This is a genomic window from Synechococcus sp. MU1625, assembly GCF_020514205.1.
Classification (GTDB): domain Bacteria; phylum Cyanobacteriota; class Cyanobacteriia; order PCC-6307; family Cyanobiaceae; genus Parasynechococcus.
Genome location: NZ_VTLA01000003.1, coordinates 92,944 through 111,013 on the forward strand (window position 1 = coordinate 92,944; position 18,070 = coordinate 111,013).

Genomic DNA, 18,070 nt, shown 5'->3' on the forward strand with positions numbered 1-18,070 from the left:
ATGAAGATCAAGCCGCAAAACTTGACGACTTTGGTCAAGCGGAGCTCCAGCAATCTTGTTGCGACGTCACGCGATTTTCTGCGCCGTTTCGATCCTGGGGTCAAGCACGACGCAACTGATTTCACGACCTACGACGAGTCGATCCTTCAACAGGGTCGTTTCTGGATGCGCACCGTCACCTGGTCCCTGATCGGCAGCACTGTGTTCGGGGTGGGCTGGCTGGCTCTCGCACGTACTGAAGAAATTGTGGTTGCTCCCGGACAGCTGGAGCCGATCGGCTCCGTGCAGGACATTCAGATGCCTGTTGGGGGTGTGGCCGATCAGATCCTCGTCAAGGAAGGTGATCGGGTGAAGGCTGGCCAGGTGCTGATGAAGCTCGACACCGAAGCCAGCGAGGAAAACCGCATCAGCCTGGAAAAGACGATCAAGTTGAAGCAGGAACAGTTGACACTGAAGGAGGAGGAAAAACGCAACACCATGCAGGTCAACCAGGAAGAGGTTCTGATGCTGGAGAGCAATCTCCAGCTGCAGACAGAAATTCTGGAGCGCTATGAGCAGTTGCAGGCCGCTGGTGCTTTTTCGGAAGTGCAGTACCTCAATCAGAAAAACATCGTTGCTGAAACGCGTGGAAAACTGATGCAGACCAAGGCTGATCGGCTGCGTCAGATCGCCTTGCTGGATCAACAGACGGCCCAGTTGAAGTCGGAGCTTGCGGATCTCAATGGCCGCTTGGTTGAGAGCAAGGTCACTCTTCGCTACCAGCAGCTGAGGTCGCCTGTGGATGGTGTGATTTTTGATCTCAAGCCCACATCCCGTGGCTTCACAGCTCAATCCACCCAGACGGTGATGAAGGTTGTGCCGATTGGTTCGCTTGAAGCGAAAGTGGAGGTGCCGAGCAACAAGATCGGTTTTGTTCGGGTTCCACCCGGCTGCCCTGATCAACGCGAGGTTTGCATGGATGCAGACATCAGCATTGATTCCTTCCCGTCTACCGATTTCGGAGTGCTGAAGGGGAAAGTGACTCGCATTGGTTCGGATGCCCTGGAGCCCAACCCGCAGGAGCAGCGGCAGGAACTGAGTTTCCCCGTCACGATTGAGCTAGACGATCAACAGCTGAAGCTCAAGAGTGGATCCTCCCTGCCCTTGCAGGTGGGCATGAGCTTGACGGCGAACATCAAGCTGCGCAAGGTCTCCTATCTTCAGCTTTTGCTGGGTGAGTTTCAAAATAAAGCGGAGTCATTGCAACGCCTCTGATCTGATATCGCGCCACCCGGCAGACTGTGCCGCTGTACCTGCATCCCGCACGTGAGTCAGCTCCAAAGCCTCAGGGGCATGGTGGATCTGCTGCCGGAGGCGCTTCAGCGCTGGCAGGCGATTGAGACCATGGCGCGGGAACACTTCCAGCGCTCAGGGTTTGGTGAGATCCGCACGCCGCTTCTGGAGACGACGGATCTGTTCTGCCGTGGCATCGGTGAAGGCACGGATGTGGTGGGCAAGGAGATGTACAGCTTTCAGGACCGGGGTGATCGATCCTGCACCCTGCGGCCGGAAGGCACGGCCTCCGTGGTGCGTGCGGCCCTTCAGCACGGTTTGCTCAGTCAGGGTGCACAGAAGCTCTGGTATGCGGGGCCGATGTTTCGCTACGAGCGCCCCCAGGCCGGCCGTCAGCGTCAGTTCCACCAGATCGGCGTGGAGTGGCTTGGAGCGGAGCGGGCCCGCAGCGATGTTGAGGTGATTGCCCTGGCCTGGGATCTGCTGGCCAGACTCGGCGTGGGTGGCTTGCAATTGGAACTCAACAGCCTTGGCACCGCTGAAGACCGCCAGGCCTATCGCGATGCCCTGGTGGCCTGGCTTGAGCAGCGTTCAGAGGCCCTTGATCCCGATTCCCAGGCGCGGCTGAGCACTAACCCGCTAAGGATCCTGGATTCCAAAAACAAGGACACCCAGGCGTTGCTGGAGGAGGCGCCCACCTTGGCGGATGCCCTCTGTGATGCCAGCCGTGAGCGTTTCGAGGAGGTGCACCGTGGGCTTACCGCCTTGGGGATTCCCTTTCGGCTCAATCCAAGGTTGGTGCGTGGCTTGGATTACTACAGCCACACGGCCTTCGAGATCACCAGCGACCAGCTGGGTGCCCAGGCCACCGTCTGTGGTGGTGGGCGTTACGACGGTTTGATCGACCAGTTGGGAGGCCCCCAGACCCCCGCCATCGGCTGGGCTCTTGGCATGGAACGGTTGTTGCTGGTGCTGGAGGCTGCCGCCCAGGCGGATCCTCAAGGTTTCGCCGCCCGGTTGACTGCAGCGCCAGCTCCCGATGTGTATGTGGTGAACCGTGGCGGCGACGCCGAGCGCGTCGCGCTGTCTCTGGCACGGGACCTGCGGGCCGCTGGGCTTTGGGTGGAGCTGGATGCTTCGGGCTCGGCCTTTGGCAAGCAGTTCAAACGGGCGGATCGGAGTGGTGCGCGCTGGGCCATGGTGCTCGGAGACGAGGAGGCTGAGCGAGGAGAGGTGCGCCTGAAGCCGTTACAGCAGCAGTCGGAGGAATCAACCGTTGCGCTTGCGCCTGTGGCCGCGATCGTGGAGAGACTGCTCAACCCCTGAGGATGCAGATTCACCTCGTCACAGGCGGTGCCGGATTTCTTGGCTCGCACCTGGTCGACCGGCTGATGGAGGCCGGCGACGAGGTGATCTGTCTGGACAACTACTTCACCGGCTGCAAGGCCAATATCGCGCGCTGGATTGGCCATCCCCGTTTCGAACTGATCCGTCACGACGTCACCGAACCGATCAAGCTGGAGGTGGATCGGATCTGGCATCTGGCTTGTCCGGCCTCGCCGATCCACTACCAGTTCAATCCGGTCAAGACGGCCAAAACCAGTTTTCTTGGCACATACAACATGCTGGGGCTGGCCCGTCGTGTGGGGGCGCGCTTGCTGCTCGCCAGCACCAGCGAGGTGTACGGCGATCCTGAGGTGCACCCCCAGCCTGAGGGTTACTGGGGTTCTGTGAATCCGATCGGTGTGCGCAGCTGCTATGACGAAGGCAAGCGCATCGCTGAAACCCTCTGTTTTGACTACCAGCGCATGAATGGTGTGGAGGTGCGGGTGGCGCGCATCTTCAACACCTATGGCCCGCGCATGCTCCCCGATGACGGCCGGGTGGTGAGCAACTTCATCGTGCAGGCGCTGCGGGGCGAACCGCTGACGCTCTACGGCGATGGTCGCCAGACCCGTTCGTTCTGTTACGTGAGTGATCTGATCGAGGGGTTGATCCGCTTGATGCACGGAGAGCACAGCGGCCCGATCAACCTGGGCAATCCCGATGAATTCACGATCCGCGAGCTGGCGGAGCGGGTGCGGGGGCAGATCAATCCGGACCTGGGCTTGGTGGAACAACCCTTGCCGCAGGATGACCCGCAACAGCGGCAGCCGGCGATTGAGCTTGCCCGTCAGCAGCTGAACTGGCAGCCGACTGTGGCACTGGAGCAGGGTCTGGCTCCCACCATCGACTCTTTCCGTAGTCTCCTCGGACTGGCCCAGAGCTGCGGAACGTGACCATTCAACGGATCTGCTGCATCGGTGCGGGATATGTGGGCGGCCCGACCATGGCGGTGATTGCTGATCGCTGCCCTGAGGTGGATGTGCAGGTCGTGGACATTAACCAGGCGCGGATCGACGCTTGGAATGATGCCGACCTCAGCAAGTTGCCGGTCTACGAACCCGGCCTGGATGCTGTTGTAGGGCGGGCGCGGGGGCGCAACCTTTCGTTCTCAACCGATGTGGCGGCCTCGATCGCCGCGGCAGACATGGTGTTCATTTCAGTGAACACTCCCACCAAGACGAAGGGGCTCGGCGCTGGACAGGCCAGTGATCTCCGCTGGGTTGAAGCCTGTGCTCGAGAGGTGGCTCTGGCGGCCACCGGCCACACCATTGTTGTGGAGAAGAGCACCCTGCCGGTGCGCACGGCTGCCGCGATCAAAACCATCCTGGAAGCGGCCAGCGATGGAGACGACGAGCGCACCTTTTCGGTGCTCTCCAACCCTGAATTTCTGGCGGAAGGAACGGCCATTCGTGATCTGGAGGCTCCGGACCGGGTGTTGATCGGTGGCGATGATCCGGCATCGATTGATGCCCTCGCGGCGATCTACGCCCACTGGGTTCCGCAGCAGCAGATTCTGCGCACCAACCTCTGGAGCAGCGAGCTGTCCAAGCTCACCGCCAATGCCTTTCTTGCGCAGCGGATCAGCTCGATCAACTCGATTGCGGCGTTCTGTGAGGCCAGCGGTGCGGACGTGCGCGAGGTGGCCCGGGCGATTGGCACCGACAGTCGGATCGGTCCGAAGTTCCTCAATGCCGGACCGGGCTTCGGAGGAAGCTGTTTCCAGAAGGACATCCTCAATCTGGTGTATCTCTGCCGGCATTTCGGACTGCCGGAGGTGGCGGAGTACTGGGAGAGTGTTGTTGCACTCAACACCTGGCAACAGCACCGCATTGCCAGATTGGTGGTGGAGAAGTTGTTCGGCACGGTGACCGGCAAGCGGCTGGCGATTCTTGGCTTTGCCTTCAAGGCCGACACCAACGACACCCGCGAAGCCCCGGCGATCCGGATCTGCCTGGACCTTCTCGAGGAGGGCGCTCAGTTGGCCATTCACGATCCCAAGGTGGCTGCTGATCAGATGGCCCGGGATCTGCAACAGGAGGCAGCCCCCCAGGCGGATGCCCTCAGTGCAACCGGGAGTTGGGCGCAGGCAGCCAGTGTTGAGGACGCCGTGATGGGGGCCGATGCCGTGCTGGTGCTCACCGAATGGCAGGCCTACCGCAATCTGAACTGGATCTGTCTCGCTGCTCGGATGCGCAAGCCGGCATGGGTCTTTGACGCGAGGGCGGTTGCCGACCCCGAACAGGTGAGAGCTGCGGGCCTAAGCCTTTGGCGAGTGGGGGACGGTGAGGGTTAATGGCGCGAACAGTTCTGGTCACTGGCGCTGCAGGCTTTATCGGCGCAGCCCTCTCGAGACGACTTCTGCAGCGTGGTGACCGTGTTGTCGGTCTCGACAATCTGAACAACTATTACGACCCCAGCCTCAAGCAAGCAAGGCTGCGTCAGATCGAAGCAGTGGCTCCGCCAGGAGCTTGGCGTTTTGTACGTATGGGTTTGGAAGATGCACAGGCCTTGATGGCGCTGTTTGCCGAAGAACGTCCCCAGGTGGTGGTGAATCTGGCAGCGCAGGCCGGTGTCCGTTACTCACTGGAGAACCCAGCGGCTTACATCCAGAGCAATCTGGTGGGTTTCGGCAATTTGCTGGAAGGGTGCCGCCACTACGGTGCCGAGAATTTGGTGTATGCCTCGAGCAGTTCGGTTTACGGCGGTAACCGCAATCTGCCGTTCCACGAACGTCACCCGGTCAACCATCCGGTGAGTCTCTACGCCGCTAGCAAGAAGGCCAATGAGTTGATGGCGCACACCTACAGCCATCTCTATGGCTTGCCTGCTACGGGCCTTCGTTTTTTCACTGTCTATGGTCCGTGGGGACGCCCCGATATGGCCCCGATGTTGTTTGCTCGGGCGATCTTGGCCGGTGAGCCAATCAAAGTGTTCAATCACGGCAAGATGCAGCGAGATTTCACTTACATCGACGATATTGTTGAAGGGGTAATGCGCTGCTGTGACAAACCAGCGACAGCGAATCCTGAGTTTGATCCGCTTCAACCGGACCCGGCTACTGCAGCAGCACCGCATCGGGTTTTCAATATTGGCAATAGCCGACCTACAGAACTCTTGCGTTTCATCGAGTTAATGGAGCGTGCACTCGGTCGCGAGGCGATCAAGGATTTTCTGCCTATGCAGCCAGGAGATGTTGTAGCCACTGCCGCTGACACATCTGCCTTGAAGATGTGGATTGGTTTCAAGCCTTCAACGTCTATCGATTTTGGTATAGCAAAGTTTGCCGAGTGGTTTGTAGACTTTTATAAGTAATCACCGTGATGCGCTCTTGTTGTTTGCGCCAGCTTTGCATGATGGGGCTAATGAATAATAAATTTATTTTTTAGGAATAGCGCCATTGAGGCTTTTGTTTCGTTCAAATTAGAATTTGCAATAATCTGAATCTTTGACAAATAATTGCTTCTTCAAAAAAGATATTAACTAAAAAATCTGGGAACGACTTGATTCTAGGAAAAGGCTTGTTAAGTCAGTAGGTTTTGGCTGAGGAAAGGATCGATGCGGAGATGCTGGTTAAACACTTGACGAAGCATCTTTCTGTCCAGGCCACTGAGCTTGCGCTCGAGCAACGTACTAGGCATAAGGCATCCAACCGTGTAAAAATCTTTTACTAGAGCTTGATTCGCTTAGAGAGCAGAGAGATAAAAATATATATGACGCCCGCACGGAGGTTTAATTGACTCTTCTTCAGTTGCATCAGTTAAAAGCTAAATTTGATTAGTCACTGATGGCTATTCGAATGCAATCTGAAATAGTTAAAGTAGTGGGCGGTTGCAAGAGAAGATAACTGCTTTTTTGGTGAATGTATTCATTGATTAGTAGAATTCAGGTCGATACTGATCTTGGTCCAAAAAAAAACCGGCTCTTGAGCCGGTTAGCTTGTTTCTTGTTTTTATCAAGCAGAACCGACTCCGGTATATGAGCCGTAGAAAAATAGTCCCACAACAAAAAGAACAGCCATTCCACCTGCAGTGGCAACCAGCCAGAGAGGGAGAACGCCTTCGGTCCAGCGACTTCTCCAGGGCACTGCGGGTGTGCCATCAGGATTGCGATCGGGAATTCGACCGTCGGGATATTGGGATTTTTTTCCGCTCATGGAATGAACCTCAGTTGAAGAAGTAGCTGGACATGAGCACGCCGGTCACGAAGACAAACAGCAGACCCAAGTAGAGACTGGTGCGGTTGAGCTCAACCGGAAGGTTGTTGGGATTTGGATTGCGTTCCATAGGTCAGATCAGCGGCGAATGAACTGCATCGCGCCGAGGGCGCCAAGAAAGAACACTGTCGGGATGCCGAGGGTGTGCAAAGCCAGCCAGCGAACCGTGAAGATCGGATAGTTGCGTGGCGTTGTGGCAACGGGGGGTGCTTGTGTCATGACTTATTTCAGGCGGATGTCGAGATCAGACTTGCCCTCATAGCGCTGGCTCACCACGGGAGCCTTGCTTTCGGATGCCTGGAAGTAGGCGTCGGGGCGAGGGGTGCCGAAAGCGTCGTAGGCGAGGCCGGTGGACACGAACAGGAAGCCTGCCAAAAAGATGGAAGGAAGTGTCACGGCGTGAATCACCCAGTAACGGATGCTCGTGATGATTTCGAAGAACGGGCGTTCTCCTGTTGAGCCGGCGGCCATGGCGTTGGGCGTGTCAGAGCGATGATCTTAGGAGGTGGGTCTGGTGAGCCGAGGCTGAGGGGGTGCCTCAGTTACACAGCGTTGCCGACCCAACGGAGCAGGTTGCCCCGCTCACCCAGCACAAAGGCATGCTCTCCGTCGAAAACCATGCGGGTGAAGTTGCTGGGTTGACGGTCCCCGACAGGGTCGTTTTCCCAGCTGTCGCCGCCGTCTTGGCTTACGAGAAGAGTGCCGTTACCACCACCGGCCCAGATGGCGCCGTCGTCATCCCAGGCCAGATCCATGTACCCGTAGCCGTTGGTGATGGGAATGATGGCTTTGCTCCAGCTGTCGAAATCCCCGGGCTCATCGTTGAGGCGGATCTGCGCGCCGCGAGCCACCATCCAGAGATTGCCATCGGGCTGGAAGCCGATGCTCTGCAGCCGCTGACTGCTCACGCGCTGGTGGACTTGCCAGACAGAATCGCCCGGTTGCCACGTGGCATAGAAGTTGCCCAGACCACTCACACTCACATAGCTTCCGTCATTGCTGCGTCGCAGATCTCGCACGGCGCCCGCTGCATCGGTCACCTTCGCTTCCCAGCTCGACCCATCGTTGTGGGTTTCGTAGACCGCCCCCACGTTTGTGGCAAGTTCTGCCGAATGGCTGCCCAGGGCAGTGATTAGGTAGGGCTCACCGGGCAATTTGGTGTCGAGGAAAAGTCGTGTCCAGTTCTGGCCGCCGTCCTCGCTGTGCATCAGCAATCCTGGTTGTCCAGCAATCCAGCCTTCATCACCATTGAAATCGATACTGATCAGACGAAAGTTCTCTTCGTCGGGAAGATCAAGGCTGCGTTCGTTCCAGTGAGCTCCGCCGTCGTTGGTTTCTCGGATCATGCGATTGCTGCCCACCAGATAGCCGTGGCTGCTGTCGGTGAAGGCCACATCTAATGGATTCGCTTGGGTGTCGAGGTCCAAGGCTTGCCATGGACTCGATGTCGCCATCGGAACATGAGTGGTGACGCACCCACTGAGGCTGATGCCGAGCACCAGCGTCAAGAGCAAGTGGGTTACGGAGTTGAGTAGACGTTTCATGACGGGGCCTCAGCGCAGGGAATAGAGGGATAGGAAGAAGGCGACGCCGAGGGCGAGGCTGCCGAAGATCAGAACATTTTTCTGGCCCGGGGTCAGACGGTTGACGCCAAGACCGAAGTCGAGATTTTCGTCGAAACCACTGGCTTTGCTGCGGGGGCCAATATCGCGGAAGGCGGCAACCCTGCTGCGGCATACCGGACAACGAAACGACATCGGGTCGAGATCAACGAAGGCCGTGCCTGATTCAATTCCGATCTTTTTGACCCCTTCATCCGGGTCATAGACGTAGCCGCAGCTGCGACATTCGAAACGGTGGGTGCGTGGGTCGCTCTTTGGAGCGGTTTCAACCGGGGTTCCCACCGCTTCGGTGGTTTCGACCGGCTGGACGGACTGTTGTTCGTCGCTCACCGCTGTCTTGCTTGGCGGAATGACTCTATCGACGACAACTCCCGACAGTGAATGCCAGACTGCATCGGACTACGGGGACCTCCATGTTTGCCCTGCCCGGCTACGACGCTTTCCTGGGGTTTCTGCTGATCGCTGCAGCAGTGCCTGTGTTGGCTCTCGTGACCAACAAATTGGTGGCACCCAAGAGCCGCGCTGGTGAGCGTCAGCTCACCTACGAATCCGGTATGGAGCCGATTGGTGGGGCCTGGATTCAGTTCAATATCCGCTATTACATGTTCGCGCTGGTCTTTGTCATCTTTGACGTCGAGACCGTGTTTCTTTACCCCTGGGCCGTGGCTTTCAACCGCCTCGGCTTGTTGGCCTTCATCGAAGCCCTGATCTTTATCGCCATCCTTTTGGTCGCCTTGGCCTATGCCTGGCGTAAAGGCGCCCTTGAGTGGAGCTAGCCATGTCTGAGAACACCTCCCCCTCCATTGCGGCGGTTCGCGACCTGCGGGAAGCGAGCTGTGGTCCGATCGGTGCTCCGACCGTGACCAATGACCTCAGCGAGAACGTCATCCTCACCAGCCTGGATGACCTGCATAACTGGGCACGTCTGAGCAGCTTGTGGCCCCTTTTGTATGGAACTGCTTGCTGCTTCATTGAATTTGCAGCGCTGCTTGGTTCCCGCTTCGACTTTGATCGGTTCGGTCTGGTGCCCCGAAGCTCACCGCGTCAAGCAGACCTTCTGATTGTGGCCGGCACGGTCACCATGAAGATGGCTCCGGCGTTGGTGCGGCTCTACGAGCAGATGCCAGAGCCGAAGTATGTGATTGCCATGGGCGCATGCACCATCACAGGTGGCATGTTCAGCGCTGATTCCACAACCGCCGTGCGCGGAGTTGACAAACTGATTCCTGTTGATCTTTACCTGCCGGGTTGCCCTCCCCGGCCTGAAGCGATTTTTGACGCGGTCATCAAGCTGCGCAAGAAAGTTGGTGATGAGTCCCTGGCTGAGCGTCGCAAGCATCAACAGACCCATCGCTACATGACGGTGTCCCACCAGATGAAGCGAGTTGAACCTGTGGTCACTGGCTCATATCTGCGTGCCGAATCCCAAAAAGCTGCCCTTGCTGCTGCTCCAGCCGGTCAGACCTTGGCCACAGATGCCGCCGTGCTCACCCCTGCTGCTGAACCCGTCGAGTCATGAGCGAAACCCCCTCCCAAAAACCTGCCGCTTCCGATGAAGCTGGTGCTGTCGTTGCGCCCGAGCCTGGTCCGGTGAGCCAGTGGCTGAACAAGCAAGGCTTTGATCACAACAGCCTTGAGCCCGATCATCTTGGCGTCGAGCAGATCGGTGTGGAAGCTCCCGTTCTCCCTATGATTGCTGCGGCGCTCAAGAGCAACGGTTTCGACTATCTGCAGTGCCAGGGCGGTTATGACGAAGGCCCTGGTGAGCAGCTGGTTTGTTTTTATCACCTGTTGGCGATGGCTGAACAGGTGGAGGCCATGGCGGCCGATCCCTCCGCAAAGCTGAGGGAAGTGCGGATCAAAGTGTTCCTTAGCCGTGAGGGCACCCCGTCACTTCCGTCGATCTACGGCCTATTTCGTGGAGCTGATTGGCAGGAGCGTGAAACGTTCGATATGTACGGCATTCAATTCGAGGGCCATCCCCATCCCAAGCGTCTTTTGATGCCGGAGGACTGGAAAGGTTGGCCGTTGCGCAAGGACTACGTCCAGCCAGATTTCTACGAAATGCAGGACGCTTATTGATCGCGTCTCAGGATGCGTGTTGGGAGCGGTGGCTGCGGTAAAACCTGATGACTGCTAGAGCCAGGCTGCGGGAATCGTGACGCAAGGTCGCTGTAGGTCGGACTCCCTGCAGAGGTGCTTGGGTGACGTCATACCCATCCGATCGAAGCCCTTCGGCATCACAGCGCACCGGATCCGCACCCCGGCTTTGGTAGTGGCGCACCAGGTCTGAAGGTGGCAGGTCGTCTTGGGCAAGAACGGCATTGAACAGCTTGGGTTCAATGCCGAGGCTGGCCAGCTGGGCTTCGATCGCCCGGATGTGACCGCGCACATCAAGGCCGTCGGTCTCGCCGGGCTGTGTCATCAGGTTGCAGATGTAGAGCCGTGGTGCTCGGCTGCGTTTGATGGCACTCACCAGCTCCGGCACCAGCAAATTTGGGAGCAGAGACGTGTAAAGGCTGCCCGGCCCGAGCACGATCAGGTCGGCGTTGGCGATCGCTTCGAGCGCTCTGGGTAGGGCAGGAGGGCGTTCTGGAATGCAGCCCAGACGAACGATGGGGCTGGGGGCGTTTCCGATGTTGCTCTCTCCTTCGATCCGTTGACCGTTTTCGAGCTCTGCCCAGAGCCGCACATCCACATTGGTGGCAGGAACCACTTGTCCTTGAACTGCCAGAACACGACTGGAGGCGGTGATGGCTGTTTCCAGATTGCCCGTGATGGCCGTAAGGGCTGAAAGAAAAAGATTGCCGAAGCTGTGACCTTCCAGGCCGCTACCGGCCGAGAAGCGGTACTGGAAAAGGCGGGTGAGCAGAGGCTCTTCTGTCGAGAGTGCTGCCAGGCAGTTGCGGATGTCACCTGGGGGCAGCACCCCCAATTCCCGCCGGAGCACACCGCTGCTGCCGCCGTCATCCGCGACGGTGACGATGGCGGTGATGTGACTGCTGTAGCGCTTCAAACCACTCAGCAGGGTCGATAAGCCGGTGCCGCCGCCGATGGCCACGATGTTGGGGCCCCGGTTCAAGCGGCTCTTGGCCCGCAGGGCATCCACCAGCACGGTGTCTTTGTCGGGGGCGAGAGCCTGTTGAATCGAGCCGAAGCTGCGGCTTTGACCCCAGAGGAGCAGGCCACTGCCGATCAAGACCACCAGTGGCCCCGTAAATTCACGGGGCAACACGGTGGTGAGGGTGCCCAGCAGCCAGCTGAGGGTTTCCAAAATCCAGTAAATCGGCTTCAGATCGGCCCAGATGGCGGCACCCAGCAGAGCCATCAACAGCCCCAACCCGGATGTGAGCAGCCAGCGCTTGACCACCAGGCCGGGTTGCAGCCAGCGCACTGCCCTTTGGGATCGGGTCATCAGATCCCGACGCCGCATGTCGCGCATCATCCGGGCCTGGCGTCTACTTTTCGGGGTCTTTGGCGCCAAGGAAAGACTTGGTCCGCTAGTTCACCAAACTGTACGGAGCTTGTCGAAAGGCGGCAGGATGTCTGTGTTTTTCGGCCCAGATCGTGCCGCAGTCTGTACCCGTCGTGGAGATGCGGGACCTCACGATGCAGTGGGGACCTAAGCCTGTGCTGAATCGGGTCAATCTGACCCTGCGCCCGGGGGAGCGGTTGGCCGTGGTGGGCCCATCGGGTGCGGGAAAGTCAACGGTGCTGCGCCTGCTGGCTGGTCTGCAGTTGCCCACCACCGGTGAACTGCGCGTGTTCGACCAACCACAGACGTATCTACGGCTGGATCAGACCGATCCGCCCGACGTTCGGCTGGTGTTCCAAAACCCCGCCTTGTTGGCCTCCCTCACGGTGGAGGAGAACGTTGGTTTCCTGCTGCGCGAAAGGGCGCAGCTGTCGCAGAAGGAGATTCGTGATCGTGTGAATGCCTGCCTCGAAGCTGTTGGGCTCTATGACGTGGCCCACCTCTACGCCGGGGAATTGAGTGGTGGTATGCAGAAGCGGGTGAGCTTCGCCCGTGCGCTGATTGATGATCCCCAGAGGGGGGATCAGTCGATGCCCTTGCTGCTGTACGACGAGCCCACGGCAGGCCTCGATCCTGTGGCCTGCACGCGGATTGAGGATTTGATTGTGAAAACCACCACCGTGGCGCAGGGGTGTTCGGTGGTGGTGAGTCATGTACGCAGCACGATCGAACGGTCTGCGGAACGGGTGGTGATGCTTTACGACGGCCAGTTTCAGTGGGAAGGCTCAGTGGATGCGTTCCGCACCACAGACAACCCCTATGTCGTGCAGTTCAGGACGGGTAGCCTGCGCGGACCGATGCAACCGGCGGAGCACTGATCACCATGCGACGCAGCGTTCGTGATGCCATCGTCGGATTCACTGTGATCGGCGGCATCATCGGCTTTGCTTCCACGGCCTTGTGGTTGCGAGGTGTTCGTTTGGGCTCCAGCCACTGGACCCTGACCGCACGTTTCAACGATGCGGCTGGGCTGGCGGAGCGCTCCCCTGTGACCTATCGGGGGATCCTGGTGGGTTCGGTGCGCTCGATTGCGGTGACGCCCGAAGCTGTGGTGGCTGAGCTCGAAATCGACAAAGGTGATCTGCTCCTGTCGCTGCCCGTCACGGCCACGGTGGCCTCCGGTTCCCTGCTGGGGGGAGATGCGCAGGTCTCACTTGTCAGTCGCGGCACACCGTTGCCCAAAGGTGCCCCTCTCCCGCGTGCTGCTGACTGCCGGGCTGAACAGCAACTCTGTGATGGCAGCACTGTGGAAGGGAGTGAGGCGGCCAGCCTTTCGACAGTGACGGAAACCCTGCAAGAGCTGCTGGCCCAGGCTCAGCAGGAACGGGTCATCCCAAATGTGGCTGCATCACTTGAGCAGATTGAGGCCACCACAAAGGAATTTAGGCTGTTGACCGTGCAGTTCCAGGAGGAGCTGGCCCAGGCTGTTCCGGTGATTCGCAATCTGGAGGCGGCGACGGCGCATGTGAACAACATTGCGTCCTCTCTCGATAATCCCCAGACGTTGAGTGAGCTCAAGCAGACGGCCGCCAATGCCGCACAGCTCACCGCCAAGATCGATGCGGTCGGCGGCGATGTGGCTCAACTCACAGGGGATCCTGAGTTCATGCAGGGCGTGCGCAATCTCACCATTGGCTTGGGTGAGTTGTTTGGTGAGATTTACCCGGCCCAGACCGCTCAATAGGCACGATCTTGTGCCTGTGATTTCACGAATTATTCACGATATCGTTCCGTTTAGATGTTTGTGATCGCATCCATCGCCACAGCTGCGATCGCCTGATCGCTTGCCTTGGGCAGCTGCACGTATTTGCCTCCGGCGGCTTCGGCGAGATCTTTCCCCATGCCGCTGCCGATGAACTTGCGCTCGGTGTCGATCACCAGCAGCTTGATCCCGAGCATCCGGTAACGGGCTGCTACATCCAGCACCTCCTGCTTTAGGTCGGGTTTCTCCTCGCCCTCCAGCTCGGGTTGGCCCAGAGAGGTGCTGAGTGGCACGTTCCCGCGTCCGTCGGTGATCGCCACCACCACCACCTGGCCGAGATCGCCAGTGGCCAGTGCGTTCGCACCGACACGGGCGGCCTGGGTGAGGCCATGGGCTAGTGGTGAACCGCCGCCGCAGGGCATCGATTCCAGCCGGCGGCGGGCTGCCGTGATTGAGCGGGTGGGGGGCAGAAGCACTTCGGCCTGATCGCCTCGGAAGGGGATCAGGGCCACTTCATCGCGGTTTTCGTAGGCCTCGGTGAGCAGTCGGATCACGGCGCCCTTGGCGCTCTGCATCCGGTTCAGGGCCATCGAACCGCTGGCATCGACCAGGAACACCACTAGGGCACCGGCTTTGCGCTGCAGAAGCTTTGCCCGGAGGTCGCCCTCTTCCACGATCACGGTGCGACCGGGTTCCCGTTCCCGCCGGATCTTCTGGTAGGGCGCGGCGGCCCGCAGGGTGGCGTCCACGGCGATCCGGCGGACCGGACCGCGCGGCAGCATTGGTTTCACATAGCGACCACGACTGTCGCTGAGCACCACCGAACGGCTTCCGCTGTTGCCGCTTTTGGCTTTGGCGGCGTTGAACAGCAGCAGGTCGGGGTCGACCTCAATCGCTTCCGGATCGAGCATGAACTCTTCGGGAACCGCCGGTGGAGCCTGATCCTCCTCGCCGTCACCCTCGTCGTCGTCGCTGCTGTCGTCCTCGCTGTTGTCCTCCGGTGGGTCGGCCTCCTCGTCGTCCGATCCCTCCGGTGGTGGTGGGTTGTCCTGTTGCTGATCCCCCTGGTCCTGCGGCGGTGGCGGTGGCTCCTGGTCTTGCGGCGGCGGCGGTTCCATCTGCTGGTCTGGTGGCGGCATCTGGGAGGCCCGTGGTGCGATCACAAGGGCGACGGCCACCTGGAGGTCTTCGGCTTCAACCCGATCCCGGCCGCTGAGGGCCGCATGGGCCCGGGCCACCCGTACTGCGTAGAGCTCGGAGCGGTGGCCTTCCACGTCGCCGCGGATGGCTTCAGTCACCAGATATTCGATTTGTTCGCGGCTGATCTGCACATCCGGCAGCCACTGGCGTGCCAGTAGCAGCTGGGTGGCCAGAGCATCCGTTTCTTCCCCCCACTTTTTGGCAAAGCTGCGGCTGCATTGGCCATGACTGATGACCGAATTGGTGATTTCCACCCGCTGCTCGGTGCTCACCAACTGGTTGGCCGACAGCACAATGGCAAAGCGATCCAGCAGGTGATCGCGAATGTTGCCTTCCTCTGGGTTGTAGGTGGCGATCAGCAGGGGGCGGCAGGGGTGGCTGAGGCTGAGACCTTCACGCTCAACACGGTTCTCGCCGCTGCCCACGGCCGCCAGCATCAGGTTGACGATGCCGTCGTCCAGCAGGTTGAGTTCATCGACGTAGAGCACGCCGCGATGGGCATCCGCCAGCAGGCCCGGCTGGAAAACGGCACTGCCACTGGAGAGCGAGGCGGCCACATCCACGGCACCCACTAGACGGTCTTCGGTGATGCCGAGCGGGATCTGGACGAAGGGGGCAGGGATCACCTTCGAGGGCGCATCGCCGCTGATCCGTTCCCGGGTGGCGTCGTCCCATTCCTCAGAGTTCTGCGGGTCAAGGTTGCGGCCCACGCCGCCTTCTGTTTCCAGAATGTCGATCGGCGGCAGCAGGGCGTGCAGGCCGCGCGCCAAGACAGATTTGCCGGTGCCGCGTCCACCGGCGATCACCACCCCACCCAGGCCAGGATCCACTGCCGCCAGCAGCAGAGCCAGTTTCAACGTGCCGTGGCCGGTAATCGCCGCCATCGGAAAGGCACGGGTGGCCTGGTCGTCCTTCACCGCTACACCGGTTGCCACCATGGACGCGTTCAGCCCGTTCGTGCGCGCCAGTCTCGCTGATGCCCTTCATCGTTGACGCCTCTGTTGCAGTGGCGCTGGGGGCTAACCAACCCAGTGCGGTCGGATTGCCCCGCGACACGCTGTTGGTGGTTCAGCCTCTGCTGGAGGGTTTGCTGCTGGACTGGGCCGCTCAGGATCTTCGATTTCACTGGTCGACACTGCATGACACGGCGCCCGTGGGCGGCCCTGCGGGCCAGCCCCACTACTGCAATGCCGTTGTGTTGGTGGAGGGGGTGAAGGCCCAGCCGATGGCGACCGCTGCGTTGGATCTGCTGGATGCACTCCAGGGGTTGGAGCATCGCTTCGGTCGGGATCGCTCTCGAGAGCAGCGCTGGGGGCCGCGAAGCCTTGATCTGGATCTGCTGTTCTGGGGTGAGCTGAGGCTGGAGCACCCCCGACTGGTGTTGCCGCACCCTCGCCTGCACCTCAGAGACTTTGTGCTGGCGCCGCTACTGGAGGCGATGCATGGGTCGCCTTCATCACAATCACCCGATCGGCCTGATCCAGCAGCTCAGGGTCGTGGCTGCTGATCAGCGTTAGACGCTGTAGAGCCCGTTCGCGAATCACGCTACGAACCTGTTCAGCTGCCCTTGCGTCCAGGAAGGCTGTGGGCTCATCCAGCACTTCCACGGGTTTGTTGCGCAGCCAGGCGCGCATCAGCCCGAGCCGGTGAATTTCCCCTCCTGAGAATGAATCCTGCGCCAGAGCCAGCGGTGCATCCAATCCTCCGGGACGTTGGAGCAGGTGGGCGAGCCCCAGCCGCTGCAGCCAGGTTTCGATGGCGTCCTGGGGGCAGGCGGCCCCCAGCAGCAGGTTGTCGCGCAGGCTCGCTTCGAACAGCACCGCGTTCTGGGGGGCGTAGGCAATCAACTCGTGAATCTGCTGGGCTCCGGCCAGCCCGCTCAGCCTCCATGCCTCTGCATTGCAATTCACGTCCCAGTGGCTGTCTTCTTCATTCAGCAATCCACAGATGCGGTCGAGCAGTGTTGTCTTGCCGCTGCCAGACGGCCCGGTGATGGTGACCAGGCCGTTGGCGTTCAAGTGCAGTGCGTTTTCATCCGTTGATGCGTGCCAGCGCAACTGGCTCCATTGCGCCGCTGAAAGCATCGCCAGGGTGTCTTCCGCGATGGAGAGATCGCTGGCTTCACTTCGGCGGGGAATCAATTGACCGCGCCGTTGGCGCAGGGCCTCGTAGCCCGGCAGGTTTCCCAGGCAGAGGCGGCGGGCTTGCACCACCGTGCTCAAGGAGGCGCTGGCGCGATAGGCCAGCACCAGCGTGGTGGTGAGCACCTCAGAGGTAAGGGCTTCGCCCTGCAGCAGCATCCAGAGGCCGGCGACGGCCACCACCAAGGTGTCGCGCCAGGCGTTGAAGCTGGCCCGGCGGCGCACCCTTTCCCGCAGCAGCCAGCGACCTTCCGCGGTTTCCTGGGCAAACCGCTGCAGCAGCCAGCTTTCAGCCGCTGCGGCGCGCAGGGCCTTGAGGCCATGCAGACCGTCTCCAACCGTTCTCTGCAGGGCTGCATTCAGACGGCTCTGGATTCGGCCCAGGCCCCAGCTGCCGGAGCGCTGCAGCAGGGCCGCTGCCGTTGTGGCCAGCAGCGCGAGCAACAGCGGCCATGCCGTGGCTTTGCCGACCAGCACCACGCTGGCTAGGTAGATCCCCATGGCGAGCACCGCCTGCCCCATCCGCACCGCCTGGTCCAGGCTGAGGGCGCTGCGGTTGATGTCGGCCATCAACAGGGCGAGCAGCTCGCCGCGCCCTAGTCGATTCAGCTGGGCTGATGAGGCTTCGAACACACGGTGCAGCAGCTGATGTCGCAGCCGATCGGTGAAGCCAGAGCGCAGCCGCTCGCGGTGGATGTCGACCTGGGCCTGAATCAGACCCCGCAGCAAGATCAGACCCACCAGCAGCCCGAGGCTGGCGGCGATGGGCAGGCCGCCGATCAAAGGGCCTGCGCTCGAGGCGGAGCCTGACCCCAGCAGCAGCGTGACCGCCAAGCCCAGCCCGGCGATGTCGAGCAGGCTGTTGAGGGTGCTCAACCCGCTCAGCAGGGCCAGATGACGCCACCCCGCTTCCATGGCAAGGGCTTTTAGCAGCTGGACCTGGCCCCGTCGCGGCAGGGGTTGTGGTTGTGGGCTGGTGGCCTTCAAAGCAGATGACAC

At 60.3% G+C, this 18,070-nt stretch carries 20 protein-coding genes; 11 read left to right on the top strand and 9 right to left on the bottom strand.

Translation table 11 applies throughout. From position 1 onward, the window contains the following. From FZX13_RS07585 to FZX13_RS07605, 5 genes are read left to right on the top strand one after another with little or no spacing between them, the layout of a single operon-like run. On the top strand, nt 1–1,254 hold the full coding sequence (locus tag FZX13_RS07585) for an HlyD family secretion protein (protein WP_226408977.1): 1,254 nt from the start codon (nt 1–3) through the stop codon (nt 1,252–1,254). A 51-nt stretch (nt 1,255–1,305) separates the two neighbouring features. Continuing rightward, nucleotides 1,306–2,598: a histidine--tRNA ligase gene (gene hisS / locus FZX13_RS07590; RefSeq protein WP_226408979.1), complete on the top strand. Its 1,293-nt coding sequence runs from the start codon at nt 1,306–1,308 to the stop codon at nt 2,596–2,598. Nucleotides 2,599–2,600: 2 nt separating this feature from the next. Continuing rightward, nucleotides 2,601–3,551, top strand: a complete 951-nt coding sequence (locus tag FZX13_RS07595) for a UDP-glucuronic acid decarboxylase family protein (protein ID WP_226408981.1) — start codon at nt 2,601–2,603, stop codon at nt 3,549–3,551. Next, nucleotides 3,548–4,951, top strand: coding sequence for a nucleotide sugar dehydrogenase (locus FZX13_RS07600; RefSeq protein ID WP_226408982.1), 1,404 nt, complete (start codon nt 3,548–3,550; stop codon nt 4,949–4,951). The genes FZX13_RS07595 and FZX13_RS07600 overlap by 4 nt, the downstream gene beginning before the upstream one ends. Continuing rightward, nucleotides 4,951–5,970 carry an NAD-dependent epimerase gene (locus FZX13_RS07605; RefSeq protein ID WP_226408984.1) on the top strand — a complete coding sequence of 340 codons (1,020 nt, stop codon included), beginning with the start codon at nt 4,951–4,953 and terminating at the stop codon, nt 5,968–5,970. The genes FZX13_RS07600 and FZX13_RS07605 overlap by 1 nt, the downstream gene beginning before the upstream one ends. Nucleotides 5,971–6,610: 640 nt before the next feature. Here FZX13_RS07605 and FZX13_RS07610 read toward each other — a convergent pair. The 6 genes from FZX13_RS07610 to FZX13_RS07635 form a co-directional block, all read right to left on the bottom strand. Beyond that, nucleotides 6,611–6,811 (bottom strand): photosystem II reaction center protein J, encoded by a 201-nt coding sequence (locus tag FZX13_RS07610; RefSeq protein ID WP_226408986.1) that lies wholly within the window; start codon nt 6,809–6,811, stop codon nt 6,611–6,613. A 10-nt stretch (nt 6,812–6,821) separates the two neighbouring features. Beyond that, entirely contained in the window at nt 6,822–6,941 is a 120-nt protein-coding gene (locus FZX13_RS07615) for a photosystem II reaction center protein L (protein ID WP_006852026.1), read from the bottom strand. Nucleotides 6,942–6,949: 8 nt separating this feature from the next. Further along, entirely contained in the window at nt 6,950–7,090 is a 141-nt protein-coding gene (gene psbF / locus FZX13_RS07620; RefSeq protein ID WP_166015669.1) for a cytochrome b559 subunit beta, read from the bottom strand. A 3-nt stretch (nt 7,091–7,093) separates the two neighbouring features. Next, nucleotides 7,094–7,342: a cytochrome b559 subunit alpha gene (psbE, locus tag FZX13_RS07625; RefSeq protein WP_166015668.1), complete on the bottom strand. Its 249-nt coding sequence runs from the start codon at nt 7,340–7,342 to the stop codon at nt 7,094–7,096. A 71-nt stretch (nt 7,343–7,413) separates the two neighbouring features. After that, nucleotides 7,414–8,415 (bottom strand): photosynthesis system II assembly factor Ycf48, encoded by a 1,002-nt coding sequence (locus tag FZX13_RS07630; RefSeq protein WP_226408988.1) that lies wholly within the window; start codon nt 8,413–8,415, stop codon nt 7,414–7,416. 9 nt (nt 8,416–8,424) lie between these two features. Beyond that, a complete protein-coding gene (locus tag FZX13_RS07635; RefSeq protein ID WP_370630801.1) occupies nt 8,425–8,823 on the bottom strand; it encodes a rubredoxin in 399 nt (132 codons plus the stop codon). A gap of 83 nt (nt 8,824–8,906) precedes the next feature. On the opposite strand from FZX13_RS07635, the gene FZX13_RS07640 reads away from it, so the two are divergent. From FZX13_RS07640 to FZX13_RS07650, 3 genes are read left to right on the top strand one after another with little or no spacing between them, the layout of a single operon-like run. Then, nucleotides 8,907–9,269, top strand: a complete 363-nt coding sequence (locus tag FZX13_RS07640) for an NAD(P)H-quinone oxidoreductase subunit 3 (protein ID WP_011363234.1) — start codon at nt 8,907–8,909, stop codon at nt 9,267–9,269. A 2-nt stretch (nt 9,270–9,271) separates the two neighbouring features. Then, complete coding sequence (locus FZX13_RS07645; RefSeq protein ID WP_115131570.1) at nt 9,272–10,012, top strand: NADH dehydrogenase subunit K; 741 nt, start codon at nt 9,272–9,274, stop codon at nt 10,010–10,012. Continuing rightward, complete coding sequence (locus FZX13_RS07650; protein WP_226408989.1) at nt 10,009–10,575, top strand: NAD(P)H-quinone oxidoreductase subunit J; 567 nt, start codon at nt 10,009–10,011, stop codon at nt 10,573–10,575. Before FZX13_RS07645 ends, FZX13_RS07650 begins: the two co-directional genes overlap by 4 nt. Nucleotides 10,576–10,582: 7 nt before the next feature. Here FZX13_RS07650 and yvcK read toward each other — a convergent pair whose 3' ends face one another. Further along, the gene (gene yvcK / locus FZX13_RS07655; RefSeq protein WP_226409123.1) at nt 10,583–11,938 is read right to left on the bottom strand and encodes a gluconeogenesis factor YvcK family protein; all 1,356 of its coding nucleotides are present in this window, start codon (nt 11,936–11,938) and stop codon (nt 10,583–10,585) included. A gap of 149 nt (nt 11,939–12,087) precedes the next feature. Here yvcK and FZX13_RS07660 point away from each other — a divergent pair, with 149 nt between their 5' ends. Continuing rightward, complete coding sequence (locus FZX13_RS07660) at nt 12,088–12,846, top strand: ABC transporter ATP-binding protein (RefSeq protein ID WP_226409125.1); 759 nt, start codon at nt 12,088–12,090, stop codon at nt 12,844–12,846. Nucleotides 12,847–12,851: 5 nt separating this feature from the next. Beyond that, the gene (locus FZX13_RS07665; RefSeq protein WP_226408991.1) at nt 12,852–13,712 is read left to right on the top strand and encodes an MlaD family protein; all 861 of its coding nucleotides are present in this window, start codon (nt 12,852–12,854) and stop codon (nt 13,710–13,712) included. A gap of 50 nt (nt 13,713–13,762) precedes the next feature. Here FZX13_RS07665 and bchD read toward each other — a convergent pair whose 3' ends face one another. After that, nucleotides 13,763–15,868 carry a magnesium chelatase ATPase subunit D gene (bchD, locus tag FZX13_RS07670; RefSeq protein WP_226408993.1) on the bottom strand — a complete coding sequence of 702 codons (2,106 nt, stop codon included), beginning with the start codon at nt 15,866–15,868 and terminating at the stop codon, nt 13,763–13,765. A 38-nt stretch (nt 15,869–15,906) separates the two neighbouring features. Between bchD and folK the strand changes: the two genes are divergently transcribed. Then, on the top strand, nt 15,907–16,437 hold the full coding sequence (gene folK / locus FZX13_RS07675; RefSeq protein WP_226408995.1) for a 2-amino-4-hydroxy-6-hydroxymethyldihydropteridine diphosphokinase: 531 nt from the start codon (nt 15,907–15,909) through the stop codon (nt 16,435–16,437). Here the strand turns inward: folK and FZX13_RS07680 are convergent. Then, nucleotides 16,334–18,070: an ATP-binding cassette domain-containing protein gene (locus FZX13_RS07680; protein ID WP_226408997.1), complete on the bottom strand. Its 1,737-nt coding sequence runs from the start codon at nt 18,068–18,070 to the stop codon at nt 16,334–16,336. The two genes, folK and FZX13_RS07680, sit on opposite strands and share 104 nt — an antisense overlap.